Below are 16,402 nucleotides of genomic sequence, written 5' to 3'. Positions count from 1 at the left end.
ATTATATTTGCATCACCTTACTATACTTCATTACCTTTATTCGTCCTACTCAGTATAAGAAAGCTTGCACTATCATTCCAAACTACTCAACTCCACCACATCTCCACTAGTGGCCTTCACAGCATAATTACAATCTAACTTCCCGCACAGCACATACTTCTTCTGCCCAGGATCATACACATAGACGGGTGTTAATTCGAACCATCCCTTGAGCTTGTCATAAGCTTCGTCATGGCTTACAGAAATCCCCTCTTCGCTCTTGAACTCATCAAACATATCGAGCATTGGCTTGTTATCCATATAATTTATAACCTTATAATTCTGCACATCGATGAACAGGAGGATCTTACGCTGGAATATACGATTACTTGGCGCCTTCATCCTCAGTGTTGCCTGAATATGTCCTCTTTCCCGTTGAAAAGTCTTCAATATCCATTCTCCGGATTCATCTGGATAGAGCTGGCTTAAACCAGCTTCGACTGCGAGTATACATTCGGCTTGTTCTGCGTCTGTGATAGGAAATGAGTCCGGATGCGGCTCACTAGCTATTGCCTGCTCAATGGTAGCTACCTCAAGTAGGCGTATCTCCGTCCTTTCGAACGGCTCCAGCTCCGTATTCTGTTGCTCCCAATGGATTACTTGATCAATATTCAGTCGTGCTCTTGTACCTGATATAAACTCAAACGGGATGGTGGTTGTTCCGTCATTTGTAATGTAGATTTCTTCTATCCCATAGATCGGCAGGAGTTGCTTCGTCTCGTACACCGGATATTCTATAAGCTGTAGTTGTTTCCTCGCCTGTGGCTCTATCGTTTGAAGTGTGAGAGTATAGTTCTCTTTGTGCACAAGGGAGCTGGAAGGAAACTGGCCATATACACTGTAAAAAACAAGTCTGCCTTCCACATCGAAGCGAAGCTCGATCCGTCCACCAGGAGTGACTGGTATGCTACCTATTTTCTCAATAAAATGATATTCTCCAATCTGTTCCTTCTCTAAGTGAAATTGTTTACCGTATACAATCCTTGCCTCATCTTCAATCCACCGGATGACTTCGTTAAAATCTATATTTTGGAATGGTGTCCCATTCGCATAAGATATCCCGCCAACAAAAATCACACTTTTATAGTTGCGGGATTGTAGGTCAATCGTGATGACGGCAGTTCCTTCCGGATTGTAATCGCCCTTCCATTCCTTCATATGTGCAGGAAACCATTCCATACTAAGAAAATAGTTGGTCTCTCCCAGTATCGTAACGTCGCGATAAATTTCATGAGAGTGTAAGTAGTAGTTGTCCAATCCATATTTTTGCTGTGTAGCATCAAGCAGTTCTTTGATTCGAATATCCATCATAATGCACCCCATAAAATTGATGCCTACATCATACCATTACTTAGCGTTGATTACGAAGCGCAGCAGCGAATATTGGAGTCGATTGTTACTTATTTAAATAGTAAAATCTTCTGAATATTCTACAAGCTCAGGCAATGGGCTTTGGTGATGTTCAGAAAATGATCAGTAACTTGGGTTTTAATAATGCAGAGTGTAATAATATTTTGCACAACCTTCACCAGAATTCTATACGTGAATAATGACCAAATATTTTTAATGGAGGTAAATCATCATGAATGACATCATCGATGGAAATGCGGCGTTAATACAATTTTTCCCACTTCCAGCGCATCTTTATAGGAAGGATATTGCTTGTATTGTAACTGTTGCTTATGCAGAAGAGCAGGGACCAAATTTAACGGGCCTCATAAATGCTCTATACTCCAAGGGATATATAAACCTTGATCACCTACTAAATTCCACATGGAAAAAACTATACCAAGTTCCGAGGTTGGGACACAAAAGACTGATGCTTCTACTTAATTTACTAGAACGAATTTCTGCAGATCCCAAAACCATAGAAAACCATAGAATTGTCCCTCGTGTTACAATGCAGAGTAAAAAGGATATGAAAGAATTAACTTTAAAGAGGATTATAAAGAAGTATAACGAAACATCTGTGGTGGTATTAACTGAAGCTACCGAAAAAGAAGCTCGTATAAAGAAAATTAAAGATAGACTCCGTGAAATGGGGTTGATCATATAACAAAACCCCGCCAGTATAATGTAGTGCACTCTTTAAATTGGGAGGGTTAAATGAGAGAAGGAGCAATAGAGGTACATTCTTTTACTTACCTTCCATTGCTCCTAATTACATATTTTTTCAATCTTTTCTTAAAAGATTGTAGCTGTTCAAGGCTTGTAATGACTTTCAATTCATTCAGTAATCGCGCGATGCATCGAACCAGCGTTGAGCCATCTCCTCTGTTATTGGCTGACCAATCAGATGATCAGACTGGCTGAGTTGCCATACCGCTTCAGCAAGGTCTTCTCGTTCGGTGGTTTCGATGCCTTTGAGGTTGTTAAAGCGCGCGGTGAAGGCAGAAATGGCTGCCTCGGCTTCGGCAAAGGTTCGGGCCTCGGACAAAGTTGCCTGTGCAACGTTATAAGCTTCATTAGCCAGCTTGGCCAGACGTTTAGGCCAGGACGAGAACGGGCGGCCGAACTCTGTCGTCCACCACTCAGGCTTTCGTAATTGGCTCACTGAAGCATGGTCGGTCCAAGGGCGTGCTTCAGCTCGTTTTTTCATTTGCTGTTTCAGATGCTTGCCAGCGATCTCTTCCACATTGTAGGCGATGAATCTGTCAAGCAACGGCCAGGAGTTCAAGGTAGGAAGCTCCCCCAGATCCGGCATGAAACGTAGCTCCAGATTCGTTAATTTGGCATGTTGAGCCAATATGTCCAGGTCGCAGAAGTTCCCCCACAAACTCAATGAGTTAAGGTTTGGATACCGATTTAGACACTCCAGCGAGATAGGCTGTCCCAGCGGTGTGTTCTGTAGCGTCAAGCTCGTTACCTGGTGCAACTCACCCAGGTCGGGCAGCAAGAAAGGAATATCATTCTTGCGTCGGCCGGTACGCGGCGCTAGTGTCAGGGATGATGGCATATCGCCTGTGGCCGAGAAGCGTGTTAGATCGCCGGACACACTCAGACGGAAAGACCGCTTTGGAAGCTTTAGGCTAAGGGAACTCCCGGATGGGGCCAACTCGATTTGCAAGCCATACAAATTGGACTGACTGGTGTCCACCACCGTGTCTGCAGACAGGATCGGTGTCCACGTCATCTCTTCAATGGGCCGTTTCTTTGCCCAGTCAAAAAAGCCTGGGTCACTGCCTGTATAATGTAGAAATCGTGGCCAGGGAGAGCCAGCCGGCGTGGCAAAGGCATCGAATACGGTCCAATCGATTTGCGCATCAGACGCGACATGAAGGTCTGCCTTCTTCCCCAATTGCGACGGACCAATAGATAGACTACCCACACCAGGCTTAATGACAAGAGTGTGACTGCATGGACCTGTCAGATCGATAGGATAACTACCAACTTCTCTAACAGAACCAGCTGAAGGACGAGCTTGGTTATCATTTGGCATTTCTATCATCCTTTCCACTAAAACATATCAAGATCAATTCGACGTGAATTAACTGCTAATTGAACTAATATTCGCGGTTAAAGAACTATCGTCTGATCAATAAATTAGGAACTTCCATGTATTTTCTAATTCCTCTAATGGCAGCAGTTCATCTGTTATTTTCTGAAATCGCTTCGCACTCTTTCGACAAGAGCCACTGCTTCATAACTTCAAACGCCTGCCCAGCATCCTGTTCGTAAAAGATGGCGGTGTTGGCCGGGATACGATGTGCATAAATACTCCTCCTGTTTACAGAGAATCAATGGCATACGAACAATACCCAGATAACAGATAAACTTTAACGCAAACATGATTCCGGTATTCCTTCATACTTTTTTCAAAATTCATATGTCCCAAAACGTTCTCTGAGAGTTTCTTCATGCGTGATCCACTCCGAATCACTCCATAAAGACATTCTTACGATTTCTGACAGCTTATCTACGGCTTGTTCCGGTCTCGTAATACTAATGAGGTCCTCAAAATCCTCAATACGGATATCCAACGCTTTCCGCAAGTAGTCATCATTAAGACGCTCTTCTTTGAGTTGTTCATATTCATCCCTCGTCCACTGTTCACAAAAGATTCTTTCGGCTTGAAGGTTTCCATTCTCGAAAAACGACAACTCGAATATTTCCTCATTCATATATCCGACGGTCATCACTGGCTCCTCGATAAGCGAGAACAACGTTTTGCCGATCTCCTTCACCGTACCCCATACAAAATAATCGTGGAGCACGCTGATCCAGTTCTCGTTGCTTTTGCTTACGTACATGACAACTTTGATCTCTGTAGCCTCATTATTTGACTTACCTAATATTCGCCATGCCTTTCGCTTAGCTTTCTTAATGCTTCGACGTGTTCTCAAGGTTGTTCGACCTGATATGCAAATTTGCGAATGATCTTCCCACGAGATGGCCTCCTCTAATCGCTTATTTACTCAGCCGAATTCTTGTTTATATGCTATAAATCGGTTCTATGAATGTATCTTATTTCCATTATAGTGATCGCTTGTCCTGAGTCTACCTACTTTTCACCTGAATTTTGGAAATGACCGCTACGCCCCCACATTAAAAAAGGAGGGTGTCCCTCCGTCATTTTATGACTTTTGGGACACCCTCTGTCGAACTATTCCACATAACATGATTATTAAACCTACGACAACGCCAACATCGCGTTCATATCTTCCTCGGCAGTTGTAATCAGCTTCAATCCAAAGAGCTCTACCAACACATCCAACACCCCATCCGAGATAAACTCAGGCGGTTTCGGTCCGATACGAATATCCTGAATGCCAAGACTGAACAAACCAAGCAGAATGGCTACTGCTTTCTGCTCAAACCAAGACAGCACGATGCTGACAGGCAGCTCGTTCACCGTACAATCAAATGCCTCAGCCAGAGCTAAAGCAATTTTCACCGTAGAACCAGAATTATTACATTGCCCAAGGTCAATATAACGCGGAATGCCTGTGTCTCCAACAGTTCCATAATCTACGTCATTAAAGCGGAATTTTCCGCAAGAAGTGGTTAAAATGACGGTATCGTTCGGTAAGGATGTCGCCAACTCGCGGTAGTAATTCCCACCTTTACCTGGCGCGTCACAACCTGCAATGACGAAAAACCGGCGGATATGCCCATCTTTGACAGCCTGAATGATCTCTGGTGCCAGCCCGATTACTGTTTCATGATGATATCCTGTCGTAAGTACCAGATCTGACTCTACATCAGCCGCAGGTAATGACAACGCACGATTAATCAGGGGGGAGAAATCGTCATTCGTGATTTTCGCTACACCTTCCAGCCCTGCTACTTCATATGAGAAAAAGCGGTCTGCATACGTACCCTTAATCGGCATCACACAGTTTGTAGTTGCAAGAATCGCACCAGGAAACTGCTCGAAAAGTCTGCGTTGATCGTACCAAGCTTTGCCGATGTTGCCTTTCAGATGTTTATACTTCTTGAGCGCTGGATAGCCATGGGCAGGTAGCATTTCCGAGTGGGTATAGATGTTGATGCCCTTTCCTTCCGTCTGCTGCAGCAATTCCTCGAGTGCATACAGGTTATGCCCTGTCACCACAATACATTGACCTTCAATTTTATTCTGGCTGACTGTGATTGGTTGTGGAATCCCGAAGCGGTCCGTATGCGCACGATCCAGCAGATCCATGACGCGAACCGCCGCATCTCCAACCTTCATCGCCATTTCCAAATGCTCCTGCGTATTAAAGTTGGAATTGGTCAAGGTCATGTACAAAGCTTCGTGGGTAATACGATCCACTTCAGGATCGCTATATCCTAGCTGCCGAGCATGTGTTGCATAAGCTGCAATTCCTTTTAAGGCAAAAATCATCGTGTCCTGTAAACTCGCAATGGTTTCATTTTTGCCGCATACTCCAACAACGGTGCAACCGCCAGTCGGTGTCTGTTCACACTGGTAACAAAACATATCGTTATCCTCCATATTTAGATAATCTTTCGTTACTCTCAACGTAACAGAACACCAAACCTTGAGTTGTGATTACACACACATTTTTTTAGATCAAGCAGATTTAAATGGCCGTCTATTGATAACAACCATCATTATAATAACGCCTATACAAATGAAAAGATTAATCCCAAAAACCATTTTGAACGCCTGAAGCGGACTCTCCTGTCCTAACTCTCCACTCACCATTCCAAGTCCAAGTGCTGAGCCAAACACCATCCCCGCATTTCGTGTTAAGGCAATTATTCCTCCAATTGAACCTACGTGTTCCTTAGGCGTCTGCTGCATAATATAGCTATTATTCGGAGAAGCAATGAGCCCCATCCCAAGTCCAATAAGACATAGAATCGCAGCGATTCCATAGACCGGGATATTCTCTAAAAATACTAGCAACAGGACGAACCCGCCTCCCATAGCACTCAGCCCCATAAGCATCAGCCGACGAGAACCATAACGATCGGACCAGTAGCCTGCAAGAGGACCTGCAAAGGCCAATGCAATGGGATAAGCCGCCATAATGTAACCGGTCGTGGAGGACGAAAACTGAACCGCTGCTCCCATCAAATAAAATGGAATAAGGACAAGCAAGGTATTAGAAAGAATAAAAGAGGCACAGCTAACGATCAAGCCACCGGCCACAGAAGGAATTCTCAGCGCCCGAAGAGGTAAAAAAGGTGTCTTTTGCCTCCGTTCCCATAATAGAAACGTGACCAACAGCAGGATAAACCCCATCAAACTCGCCATCGTCTGCGTAGACACCCACCCCCACTTGCTCCCATTTGTTATCACGAGAAGAAGCAAGGTGATCCATACCATGAACAAGCTAGCCCCCACGATGCTGACAGTTCCCGATTTACGATCTTGCACACGGCTCGGAATGTACCGGTATGCCATAACTGTAGCCACAATCGCCACAGGAACATGGATCAAAAAAAGCCACTGCCAGCTAAGCCACTCCGCAATCAACCCTCCCGCAATAGGGCCTGTCATCCCGCCCAGTGCGACTGCCGTACTCAGAATTCCGAGTGCATGTCCTCTTTTCTCTTTCGGCATATGGATGGTGATGAGCGCAATATTCGTTGCTTGGAACATCGCAGCACCTATGCCCTGCACAACTCTAAGCGTAAGCAATATTGGCAGATTAGGTGAAAAAGCGACCAAGATCGAACCAACTGTAAAAATCACATATCCGAGATTATGAATGCGGCGAAACCCATAACGATCACCCAGTTTTCCCATCACAGGGAGAAACGCAGTAATCACTAGTAGGTACCCTGTTGTGATCCACAAACCCTTTGCAAGCTCCGTCTGAAAATGATTTATAAAAAAAGGAAGCGATACATTCATAATTCCGGCTGTAAAATGGGAAATAAAAGCTCCCATACAAATAGCCGCCATCATACCCAGCCGCCACCTGCGGGTGCCCGCTAGCTCTGTATTTTTTGCAACATTCATACTGATCCCGTCCCCACTCATATTTGTCTAAGAATTACTAACAATTATAAGTAGATCCATTGCCAGGACCAATCCCATAAAGCTGGGATATGAGATGTTTAAATAGGCTCCAGTCAGTACAGCCTTATCTTCCCCCTCGCTTTCACAGTCATATATTATATCTGCCTCAGCTTGCCTTCTTCGCAATTCGGAAAGTAGCTATAAAGCTTAAAATTACGAAAAGAAGCTGGATCGATAAGGCCAAGAGGATTCCTGTCATTACGCCCCATCCAAAGGATTCACTAATGGTAATTAGGGCACCGCCTAATCCGATGCTAAGAGCAGGACTAAACGCATCAATAAATTGAATATTTGCTGAAATTGAACCTGCATCGCCATCTTCGGCATGCTGTAGTGCAATGGCTCCCGTGGTTGGATGTGCCAGCCCTATTCCAAAACCGGTAAGTATTTGTGAGAACACTGCGAGCACAATTCCATTACCTGAAATGCCTATCACGGTTATGACCAGCGCAACTCCGACTATCATAAAAGCAACGCCAATCGTCACCCGTTTTCTACGGCCCCTCCCATGGTCTTGTTCATCAAGCTTGGATTGCATCCACGCTGCTATTGACCAACTTATAGCCCCGGCAGCAACGATTAAGCCCGCAATATCTGCCGATAACCCTTTAACATTTGTTAGAGCTAGAACAACATAGCTTTCAACAGCATAGTAGCATGCAACAAACAGCCCTCTAGTAACAATGGTTGCCGGCAAACCTTTTTTAACTACTAAAGCACCCTCAGGCAGCAGTTTCCGTAAAGGTTGAATCATAATTAAGCCCCCTGCAATTGAAATCACAATCCCCTTCCAAGAAGGTAAAAATCCTAATCCTGCTAATAGCAGCCCTGTTCCTAATGTTAATAAAATTGCATATATTTCTTTATACGTCCCTCTTTTCGTCGTTGAAGTATTATTATTTTCAGTTTGTAACTTACGAAATAATGGGAGCGTTAAGCATACAGATAGAACAATGAACGGCAGAACAAGCCAGAACACAAACCTCCACGAAAGATTTTCGGCTAAAAGCCCTGCGATATAAGGACCAATTAATGCTGGAAGAATATAAGCACTAGAGAAAGCTGCAAGTATTTTTGTTCTTAGACTGTCAGGGTAACTTAAAGTAATGCTGGAGTATACACAAGTTAAAAGTGCACCTGCTCCGAAACCTTGAAAAGCTCTTCCGCCGATCAACATGTAAATATTGAAGGAAGTTGCTGCAATGACGATACCCGTAACAAAGATTAGAATAGAAACTACAAATGATTTATATACACCATTCTTATCAATCTGCTGTCCAATGACCATTGTGCCAATGATTTGGGATAAAAGAAATGCACTAAAAATCCAACCATAATAATGGATCGCATTCAAACTTTGCGCCACCTTTGGTGCAATCGTCGTAACCCCCAATCCTTCAAATGCTACTGTTGTGACTGCCAGAATAATACCGATAGTCAACGCTCTGTACTGGGCATCAAAAATCCCGATTTTATTATTGCTTGTTCTCATCTTTGTATCCTCCTTATAATTGTCGAAGCATTAGTTGCTATAGCAAGTATTAAGTAATAAAAAACAAACGATTCAAAACAAATGGTCTTGACGATAATCGTCATAGCAACTAATTGGCGTGAAGAGCTTCTCTTTTCACAAACAAAATCTACTATAAATCCTTTACATTATTATGAATGACAGAAAGTAGCCTTCTAAAGGTTTCAACCTCTTCCTCAGTTAACCCTTCAATGGTCTTTCTATACGCTTCAAGAGAGGGAGCAAGAATCTCATCTTTTATTTCACGCCCTTTAGAGGTTAGATATACACGTAAAGATCTTCTATCCGTCTCATGGATTACACGATGAACAAAGCCTTTCTTTTCAAGCTTGAAGAGCATACGCGCAATGTTAGTTTGATCTTTATAGAGTCTTTCAGCAATATCCTTTTGAGTAATCCCTTCACTCTCCCAAAGAATAACGAGGATCTCCCATTGGTCCACCGTAATATCAAAGGGATTTACCACTTTTTGATAATAGTTATTCAGCTTTAAATCTGCCCGGTGTACAATTACGCCTATGTATTTTTCTAATTCCAATGGTATGGCCCCCAGATAATTGACATGATTATAGTTGCTATGACGAGTATAATTGTAAAGGCTAATAAATGCAACTCTAGAATATAAGCTCCTTATTTCGCAGATTTCAGCTTCTTCTTCTCTTGAAACCAGCCCATCACTAGAAGTATTAGTGGAATGATAAACAGCATCGGAATCTGGACATAGAACCGGACGACACGTAATCCTGTATAGATAAATTCTACATAGTTTCCTGCCATCGCAATGGAACAAATAAACATAACCATAGTCACGGGGATCATTAATTTGCGATAGGAGGGAATACCGAACAATGTTGCCGCACCGATTAGCGTCGCATATAAATAAATGCCGATACGGAAAAAACCACCGACAATAGCCGTGACGAGAAACAATACATCCAATCGTTCTAATAAAGCTCTTCCCTCAATCAACTCCGAGGTTGTCAGCAATGGGTATTGTGTTCTTGTAAATAGATCCGCACCGAGGACAGACACATTTAGCATCGTAACAAACGCGATAAAAGATCCGCTGATCAATAATCCTGTAATCACTGTTTTCTTCACTTGTTGCGGTTTATTCACATAGGGAAACAACATCAAGAACACTATAATCTCTCCAAAAGGAAATACAACGGTGCTTGGAATCGATTGCCTCAGTACGGTTAACCATCCCTCTTCAAGTACAGGCCTTAAATTTTGAAGATTTACATTCCCAGATGTAACAATCGAAATTAGACCGGTTACAGTAACAAGAAGTAACACAGAAAAAAAGAGCTCCGCTGTCCTCGACAACACCTCAATACCTTTTCCAATGACATACATAACCGAAAGTAGCATCAAAGCAATAATAACGAGAAAGGGAGTCTGTGTAAAAACAAAGGATACAGCCATTGAGGCGAATTCACGGACTACAAAACTCCCATTAAACAAGAAATAGACGACATATAACAAGGCGACGATACGACCCACAACGGGCCCTAATATTTTTTTCGCATATTCCGTGAGCGGAAGATCCGGATAAAATAAAAACAATCGATGATAGATTAGAAATAAACAAATTCCCCCGAGCATTCCGAGGATTGCGGTGATCCATGCATCTTGCTTGGCTTCCGCACCAAATCCGGAGATAATCGCACTCACGATTTCAAACATCAATACAAGGATAAGCAATTGACGGGGACTGATCTTTGCTTTTTCCAATGTCACTCCTTCTCTCTATGAACAATTCATTTATCAGCTATTATCGATACTTTCCATTATGGTTCTATTACGCAACCCAGTATTACGCAAATAAGCCTCCACTTTCACTTTTACTTCAATGGTGGGAAAGGTCACATCGTTCCAATCCCGCTTTAACGTTCTCCATTGCTTAGGGTGATCACGATGCACCACTTCTCCAAATCCAAAAATGTCCGACTTTTGCTGTTGCATTAATTTAATCGTGGCTACCGCTTCATCATGAACGGCTTGCATGTACAGGCGCTCAATTTGCAAGAACAATTTCGGGTTAGTTACATCAATTGGGACATCAACCTCACCAATATTTGCATCCGCGCCAATCTTCACCTCAATAATTGGTTTACCGGATTTATCAAAGCTTGAATGAAATGATGATTTGGTTCGTATATTCTCGATCCCGATTGTATGTGGCTGACCATTCCAATCCATGGTTAACAATGTCGAATTAACTCTGCCTAACACCCATAAGAATCCACGGCTTTCATTTCCGTCTAACCACCTCATTAATTTTCCATCTTTAAAAGTAGCAATCCCATTAGCCATTAATTTATCTTCTTTATTTGTAGAATCGAGTTGAATGCCAGTAATCGTAGGTTCTTTACCAGATGAGACGATGGCTTGAATGACTTGGTATATTTTCTCATCAATATTTTCACCAAATGCTTTCTCGGTTTCAGCTACCATTTTCTTAATTTTAATGGCAGGTGAATTATCGAGACTCGTTCGTTGTTTAATGATTTCTTCTCCCGTCGTTCCCCTCGCGATAACCATTGTAGCGGAAGGACGAAACTCACTATCCCGCTCAATGCCGTCAAAAAGCTTCTTTATCCCTTGTGTTGTAGCTAATTCTTCACCTACCAAGAGAACTATCGCATGACCATAATGCAATTGCCTAGAAAGTTTTTGTGAGAGAACGCGAGTGGCATCAAATACATTATTTCCTTCTGCTGAATATGTGGTTGGAGGTAAAGGCATTGGGCTACCTCCTCCTTGTGTACTTGAGACATTTACAGGATTCACGATCTGAACCGTAACCCTAATGTTCTTTTTTTCTCCTTTATCAATCGCCATCGCAACCACAAAACCGATATCCGTTAACTCTCGACTATCCCAGCAACCCGTAAGGAGAGCAATCATAACCATCGACAAACAAAACCGTGCCATTCTACGTCCCATCTTGATCACCCACTTGCTCTGTTGTAGGCTTCTTCATCAATTTTGGAATCAAATGTCTCATCCAAATCGGTAAAGGTGCATGAATCTGACTATTTTTTACATGCATCATTGGACTATAAGGAGCCATGTAAGGTACACCAAATGAACGTAAACTACACATATGTGCAATGATCATAATCAAGGTAAGAATCATTCCAAAGAAACCGAACGTTGCTGCACTGATCATGAGGAGAAAACGTAACAATCTCGCGGATACAGCAATTGAGAAAACAGGCGTCGCTAGACTAGAGATAGCTGTAAGTGAAACAACAATAACCATTGCCGTTGACACTAAACCTGCTTGTACAGCTGCCTGCCCAATGACAAGTGCTCCAACGATGGATACTGCTGATCCAATTGCTTTTGGCATACGAACACCCGCTTCACGCAGAATTTCAAAAATAACCTCCATTAATAGCGCCTCAACAAACGCGGTAAATGGCGTTGCTTCTAGCTGTGAAACAAGCGAAATCACTAACTGCGTTGGTATCATTTCTTGATGAAAGGTTGTTGCTGCAATATAGAAAGAAGGTCCAATCATCGAAATGATGAACATTACGATTCGTAACAGCCGCAATGCAACACTGATATCATACCGATGATAAGAATCCTCTGTAATTTGAAAGAATTGATTAAAAACGGCTGGGATGATTAGCATAAAGGGCGTTCCATCCACCATAATTGCAATTTTTCCTTCTAAAAGATTAGCAGCGACGGTATCTGGGCGTTCTGTAGGTAGGACCGTTGGAAACGGAGTAAAACTCTGATCTTCTATCATTTTCTCAATATATCCTGATTCCAGAATGCTATCCAATTTGATCTTGCGGAGACGTCGCTTCGCCTCTTCAACAATGCTATCATCCGCGATCCCATTTATGTACATGATCCCTATCCTGGTATGTGTAACTTGACCTAATGTCATCGATTCCAGCCATAAATTAGGATTTCTTATGCGACGCCGAACCATCGAAATATTTGTCGTTAAGCTTTCAACAAACCCTTCACGAGATCCTCGAATAGAAGTATCCGTACCGGGCTCATCTATAGCGCGGACTTCACCGCCCGATGTAGCAATCGCTAGGGCTTCATTCGATCCATCAATTAATAAAATAGTCTGCCCCCACAACAGAGCATCATAGAGTTCATCCCATTGAACAAGCGTCTTCAGACCACCGATTGGAACAATTTTATCAGTGATTACTTGGACCAGATCATTTAATGTCCTTTGTTCATTACTCAGCATGACGTTCAGCAAGACTTCCATGACAAATTGATTAATGGTTGTATTGTTAACAATGCCATCCACATAAATAATTGCGGCTTGAAGCTCCTCCTCCGAGCCCCCAATCGTAAATTCTCGAATAATTATATCTCCACTATTCCCTGTCTTTTGGCGAATCTGCTCTAAATTGACTCTTAATTCTGTTGAATCAATCGGAATTGAAGGGACGGTCCATTGTGGATTGCTTCCAGCACTTTTGCTACTTGCATTGCCATCCTCTGCCATGCCCTTCACCTTTCTCTCCATTATTTGCTGCTCTTTGCGTGATTATTCTACCCATTAACAGCAAATATTATTGGAAGATTAACAATGAAGGCAGGGAAGTAGTATGAAAATATTCGTCGTAACTATACTCTTATTAATCTTAGTAATAGCACTGACCTTTCTGCTTGACTTCATTTCACTCTTTAACATACAAGAAACATTTCGTAATCTAATGGCCTCTTTTCGCGTCATGAGTACCTCAGAACTCATCATCTTTAATTTCTTGATTGTAGGCACAATAACTTATTTAATGTGGCCACTGGTACAAAAATGGCTGCCACAGCAATCTCCATCATCGCAAGGTCAACCATCCGAGCATGTCGACAAAACCCAGACGAAATAGTGATCATCGATTTCGATCTTCCAGCCATATGTGGAATTAACTACCCTCCTTTATAAAAATAAAACCCATGTCTGATGACATGGGTTTTAAAATTAGCTTTTAATATGTGACGTTTAGATTGCTGATCACACTAACCAATAAATTCTTGAACCCACTCACTGTTATAGTAACCTATTCCAATTTCAGTAAAGGAACTATTCAGGATGTTGGCACGGTGACCAGGGCTGTTCATCCATTGATTCATTACTTCTTCCGGGCTCGACTGGCCTTTGGCGATATTTTCCCCTGCTGTATTATAGGAGATCCCAAATGCCTTCATCATGTCGAACGGAGATCCGTAGGTTGGTGACTGATGGTCAAAATAATTGTTGTCGGACATATCCTGCGCTTTAGCCAAAGCCATTTTCGACAGCTCACTATTCAAACTAAGGGGTTTCAAGCCTGCGTTTGTTCTTTCTTTGTTTACCAGTTCCAACACTTTCTGCACTGATGCCGATGCATTGGTGGAGGTTTGCGGATTAGCAGAATATTGTGGGTTGGCCGATTGTTGCGGATTAGCAGAATACTGTGGCTTAGCGGAAGTTTGCGGATAAGTGGTTTGATCACCTGTTGTACCACCTGTAGGTGGAGTAGTGCGGATAAACCCATCCAGCCATTTCGTTACATCGCCGGGTACTTGTTTAGCATTAATCGTTGATTTCCTAGCATTCTCTGTGGAAATAGAAGACGCTTGAGTTAAGGTTGTTGTTGTAGCTGTTTTGCCAGCATGATGTCCAACCTTCGTTTGTTGAGTAGTCATTTGGTTGTTGGCAGATTGATTACCCGAACAAGCTGTAACGAGCAATAGCGCTACTATTACGATAAATGGTTTAATAACGACCCCTCCTGATTTGGCAAAGTAGTGACTTAATCGAATAAAGTTTTTGTAAAGCACGATTGAATTATTCATCTCTAATTCAAAAAAATAAAAAGCAAAAAAATCCACCAGCAACATTTGTTGCTGTGGACTTTTTGTAAGCTTATTATGTATCGAGATCCGTATTCTTGCTCACATAGAGCTCACTAGGCTGAACTTGATAACGACCGGTTTGCAGTAGCTCTGGTAAACGCCCCATCCGTTCCGCTAAACAAGAAAGACTTTGCTCATGAAAATTAGAAAGCCCCGTATGAATCCGATCTTGAAAAGGTTTAAGCCACCTTGATTCCAAGTGATCAGGACCGAAATAAACCCCAAGCAGAGAGCCCGCCGTTGCTCCAAAGCTATCCGTATCGTTTCCTTGCATCACCTGCTTGCATATTCCATCACCAACATTGTCTGCAAATCGCAGGGTATTAATTAAGGTGCCTATTTCCTGATAAACATCACAGTGACAATAATTCGCATACTTATGGTTAATGCTCTGATACGCTTCCAGCCAGTCATCTGCATTCGCTACCATCTCAAGGCAATCTTTAGTAATCTCGTAGAATCGGCTTCTTTTAGGGACGAATTGCAGAGCCGTATTGATTATTTCAATGGGATCGCGCTGCACGTGAGCAACAGCAATCGCAGCAGCAATGAACATCGTGGAGTAAATGCCGGTCCGGCGATGAGTAAAACTTGCATCCCGCCAAGCTAGCTCAGCAGCCAGAGCAGGTTGACCAGGACAGGCATATCCGTAAGCATCTGCACGAATCGCCGCACCGCATAGTTCCGTACCCTGCACCATAAAATCAGGCCAAGCCTCTATTTCAGAATGATTGAATAGTTCCTTATCATGCTCCAAATAGCTAATGCCTGATCGCATCAAAATAGCTCTTTCCGGACCCCAAGTTGTACTTAGCGGAAGATGATTTAACCATAAATCTCTTAAATTCCTTTTCGTAAAACCATCACCGAATTGTTCTAGCACCATCATTCCCATTAATGTGTAATTGATATCATCATCAGGTGCCACATAACGAATTCGCCCCCGTGTCGTCTCAAACCAAGACCAATGACGACGATCCAGCGCATGGAGAATTTCTTCAGAAATGTAATCATTCAGTGGCCATTCCCCTACAGAAGTTAAGGCTTGACGTAATTCCGACAAGCTGGGATTTACCTCTATCGGTTTGCCCAGCATTGAGCCACAGACTGAAGCGAGGAAACCTACTTCTACACGCTTGGAGCTATCCTTCAGATTCAAAATCCCGACCTGACCTAGAGGTCGAGCCGGATCACATTCCCGCCATATCTCATCTAAATCGTTCGGCTCATAGTAAGGCCAGTTGTCCCTCATTGGAATGACAGCCAAGCTATGGGCGAATTCTAGATAGGCATCATAGCTTGCTGGGAGCTTTTCCAACTTAGCTAAATAACCGGAGGTTTGATGCCCCTGCTCGAATTTATTACGCAGAACGCCTTCCAATTGAAGTTTAAGAAATGTGAGTGATGGTAGCATATTGCATCTCCTTTGTCCTCGTATCTATCCACAATACATCAATATCATAAGC

Annotated in this window: 14 protein-coding genes; 2 read left to right on the top strand and 12 right to left on the bottom strand. The window is 42.8% G+C overall.

The features are described from left to right. Positions 1 to 72: 72 nt before the first annotated feature. Positions 73 to 1,350, bottom strand: a complete 1,278-nt coding sequence (locus tag NSQ29_RS07135) for a hypothetical protein (RefSeq protein ID WP_341124687.1) — start codon at positions 1,348 to 1,350, stop codon at positions 73 to 75. A gap of 271 nt (positions 1,351 to 1,621) precedes the next feature. Here NSQ29_RS07135 and NSQ29_RS07130 point away from each other — a divergent pair, with 271 nt between their 5' ends. Further along, entirely contained in the window at positions 1,622 to 2,095 is a 474-nt protein-coding gene (locus NSQ29_RS07130; RefSeq protein ID WP_341124686.1) for a hypothetical protein, read from the top strand. 174 nt (positions 2,096 to 2,269) lie between these two features. Here NSQ29_RS07130 and NSQ29_RS07125 read toward each other — a convergent pair whose 3' ends face one another. The 9 genes from NSQ29_RS07125 to NSQ29_RS07085 all read right to left on the bottom strand — a co-directional run bounded on the left by NSQ29_RS07125 (position 2,270) and on the right by NSQ29_RS07085 (position 13,566). Beyond that, positions 2,270 to 3,478 carry a hypothetical protein gene (locus NSQ29_RS07125; RefSeq protein WP_341124685.1) on the bottom strand — a complete coding sequence of 403 codons (1,209 nt, stop codon included), beginning with the start codon at positions 3,476 to 3,478 and terminating at the stop codon, positions 2,270 to 2,272. Positions 3,479 to 3,854: 376 nt separating this feature from the next. Beyond that, a complete protein-coding gene (locus NSQ29_RS07120) occupies positions 3,855 to 4,289 on the bottom strand; it encodes a hypothetical protein (protein WP_341124683.1) in 435 nt (144 codons plus the stop codon). A 380-nt stretch (positions 4,290 to 4,669) separates the two neighbouring features. Beyond that, on the bottom strand, positions 4,670 to 5,962 hold the full coding sequence (gene hcp / locus NSQ29_RS07115; protein ID WP_042189677.1) for a hydroxylamine reductase: 1,293 nt from the start codon (positions 5,960 to 5,962) through the stop codon (positions 4,670 to 4,672). A 93-nt stretch (positions 5,963 to 6,055) separates the two neighbouring features. Next, positions 6,056 to 7,456 (bottom strand): MFS transporter, encoded by a 1,401-nt coding sequence (locus NSQ29_RS07110; protein ID WP_341124682.1) that lies wholly within the window; start codon positions 7,454 to 7,456, stop codon positions 6,056 to 6,058. Positions 7,457 to 7,622: 166 nt separating this feature from the next. After that, the gene (locus tag NSQ29_RS07105) at positions 7,623 to 9,008 is read right to left on the bottom strand and encodes an MFS transporter (RefSeq protein WP_341124681.1); all 1,386 of its coding nucleotides are present in this window, start codon (positions 9,006 to 9,008) and stop codon (positions 7,623 to 7,625) included. Positions 9,009 to 9,159: 151 nt separating this feature from the next. Continuing rightward, positions 9,160 to 9,585 (bottom strand): MarR family winged helix-turn-helix transcriptional regulator, encoded by a 426-nt coding sequence (locus NSQ29_RS07100; protein ID WP_341124680.1) that lies wholly within the window; start codon positions 9,583 to 9,585, stop codon positions 9,160 to 9,162. Positions 9,586 to 9,677: 92 nt separating this feature from the next. Continuing rightward, positions 9,678 to 10,784, bottom strand: a complete 1,107-nt coding sequence (locus NSQ29_RS07095) for a GerAB/ArcD/ProY family transporter (protein WP_076299321.1) — start codon at positions 10,782 to 10,784, stop codon at positions 9,678 to 9,680. Positions 10,785 to 10,817: 33 nt separating this feature from the next. After that, positions 10,818 to 11,999: a Ger(x)C family spore germination protein gene (locus NSQ29_RS07090; protein ID WP_076286526.1), complete on the bottom strand. Its 1,182-nt coding sequence runs from the start codon at positions 11,997 to 11,999 to the stop codon at positions 10,818 to 10,820. Beyond that, positions 11,989 to 13,566 (bottom strand): spore germination protein, encoded by a 1,578-nt coding sequence (locus tag NSQ29_RS07085; protein WP_076286527.1) that lies wholly within the window; start codon positions 13,564 to 13,566, stop codon positions 11,989 to 11,991. The genes NSQ29_RS07090 and NSQ29_RS07085 overlap by 11 nt, the downstream gene beginning before the upstream one ends. A gap of 82 nt (positions 13,567 to 13,648) precedes the next feature. Here NSQ29_RS07085 and NSQ29_RS07080 point away from each other — a divergent pair, with 82 nt between their 5' ends. Continuing rightward, on the top strand, positions 13,649 to 13,927 hold the full coding sequence (locus tag NSQ29_RS07080; protein WP_076286528.1) for a hypothetical protein: 279 nt from the start codon (positions 13,649 to 13,651) through the stop codon (positions 13,925 to 13,927). A 130-nt stretch (positions 13,928 to 14,057) separates the two neighbouring features. Here the strand turns inward: NSQ29_RS07080 and NSQ29_RS07075 are convergent, their stop codons facing one another. After that, positions 14,058 to 14,876 (bottom strand): CAP domain-containing protein, encoded by an 819-nt coding sequence (locus tag NSQ29_RS07075; protein ID WP_341060185.1) that lies wholly within the window; start codon positions 14,874 to 14,876, stop codon positions 14,058 to 14,060. A gap of 73 nt (positions 14,877 to 14,949) precedes the next feature. After that, a complete protein-coding gene (locus tag NSQ29_RS07070) occupies positions 14,950 to 16,350 on the bottom strand; it encodes an ADP-ribosylglycohydrolase family protein (protein ID WP_341124678.1) in 1,401 nt (466 codons plus the stop codon). Positions 16,351 to 16,402: the final 52 nt, after the last annotated feature.

Source organism: Paenibacillus sp. FSL F4-0236, from assembly GCF_038000135.1.
GTDB lineage: Bacteria > Bacillota > Bacilli > Paenibacillales > Paenibacillaceae > Paenibacillus_AQ.
Note: the sequence above shows the minus strand (reverse complement) of the source record. Positions and strands in the feature narration are given on the sequence as shown.

Excerpts from the sequence above, each read along its gene's own strand:
- NSQ29_RS07125 (WP_341124685.1), bottom strand. The coding sequence starts at position 3,478 with ATGCCAAATGATAACCAAGCTCGTCCTTCAGCTGGTTCTGTTAGAGAA.
- NSQ29_RS07080 (WP_076286528.1), top strand. The coding sequence starts at position 13,649 with ATGAAAATATTCGTCGTAACTATACTCTTATTAATCTTAGTAATAGCA.
- NSQ29_RS07120 (WP_341124683.1), bottom strand. The coding sequence starts at position 4,289 with ATGTACGTAAGCAAAAGCAACGAGAACTGGATCAGCGTGCTCCACGAT.
- NSQ29_RS07110 (WP_341124682.1), bottom strand. The coding sequence starts at position 7,456 with ATGAATGTTGCAAAAAATACAGAGCTAGCGGGCACCCGCAGGTGGCGG.
- NSQ29_RS07075 (WP_341060185.1), bottom strand. The coding sequence starts at position 14,876 with ATGAATAATTCAATCGTGCTTTACAAAAACTTTATTCGATTAAGTCAC.
- NSQ29_RS07085 (WP_076286527.1), bottom strand. The coding sequence starts at position 13,566 with ATGGAGAGAAAGGTGAAGGGCATGGCAGAGGATGGCAATGCAAGTAGC.
- NSQ29_RS07135 (WP_341124687.1), bottom strand. The coding sequence starts at position 1,350 with ATGATGGATATTCGAATCAAAGAACTGCTTGATGCTACACAGCAAAAA.
- hcp (WP_042189677.1), bottom strand. The coding sequence starts at position 5,962 with ATGTTTTGTTACCAGTGTGAACAGACACCGACTGGCGGTTGCACCGTT.
- NSQ29_RS07130 (WP_341124686.1), top strand. The coding sequence starts at position 1,622 with ATGAATGACATCATCGATGGAAATGCGGCGTTAATACAATTTTTCCCA.
- NSQ29_RS07105 (WP_341124681.1), bottom strand. The coding sequence starts at position 9,008 with ATGAGAACAAGCAATAATAAAATCGGGATTTTTGATGCCCAGTACAGA.
- NSQ29_RS07090 (WP_076286526.1), bottom strand. The coding sequence starts at position 11,999 with ATGGGACGTAGAATGGCACGGTTTTGTTTGTCGATGGTTATGATTGCT.
- NSQ29_RS07070 (WP_341124678.1), bottom strand. The coding sequence starts at position 16,350 with ATGCTACCATCACTCACATTTCTTAAACTTCAATTGGAAGGCGTTCTG.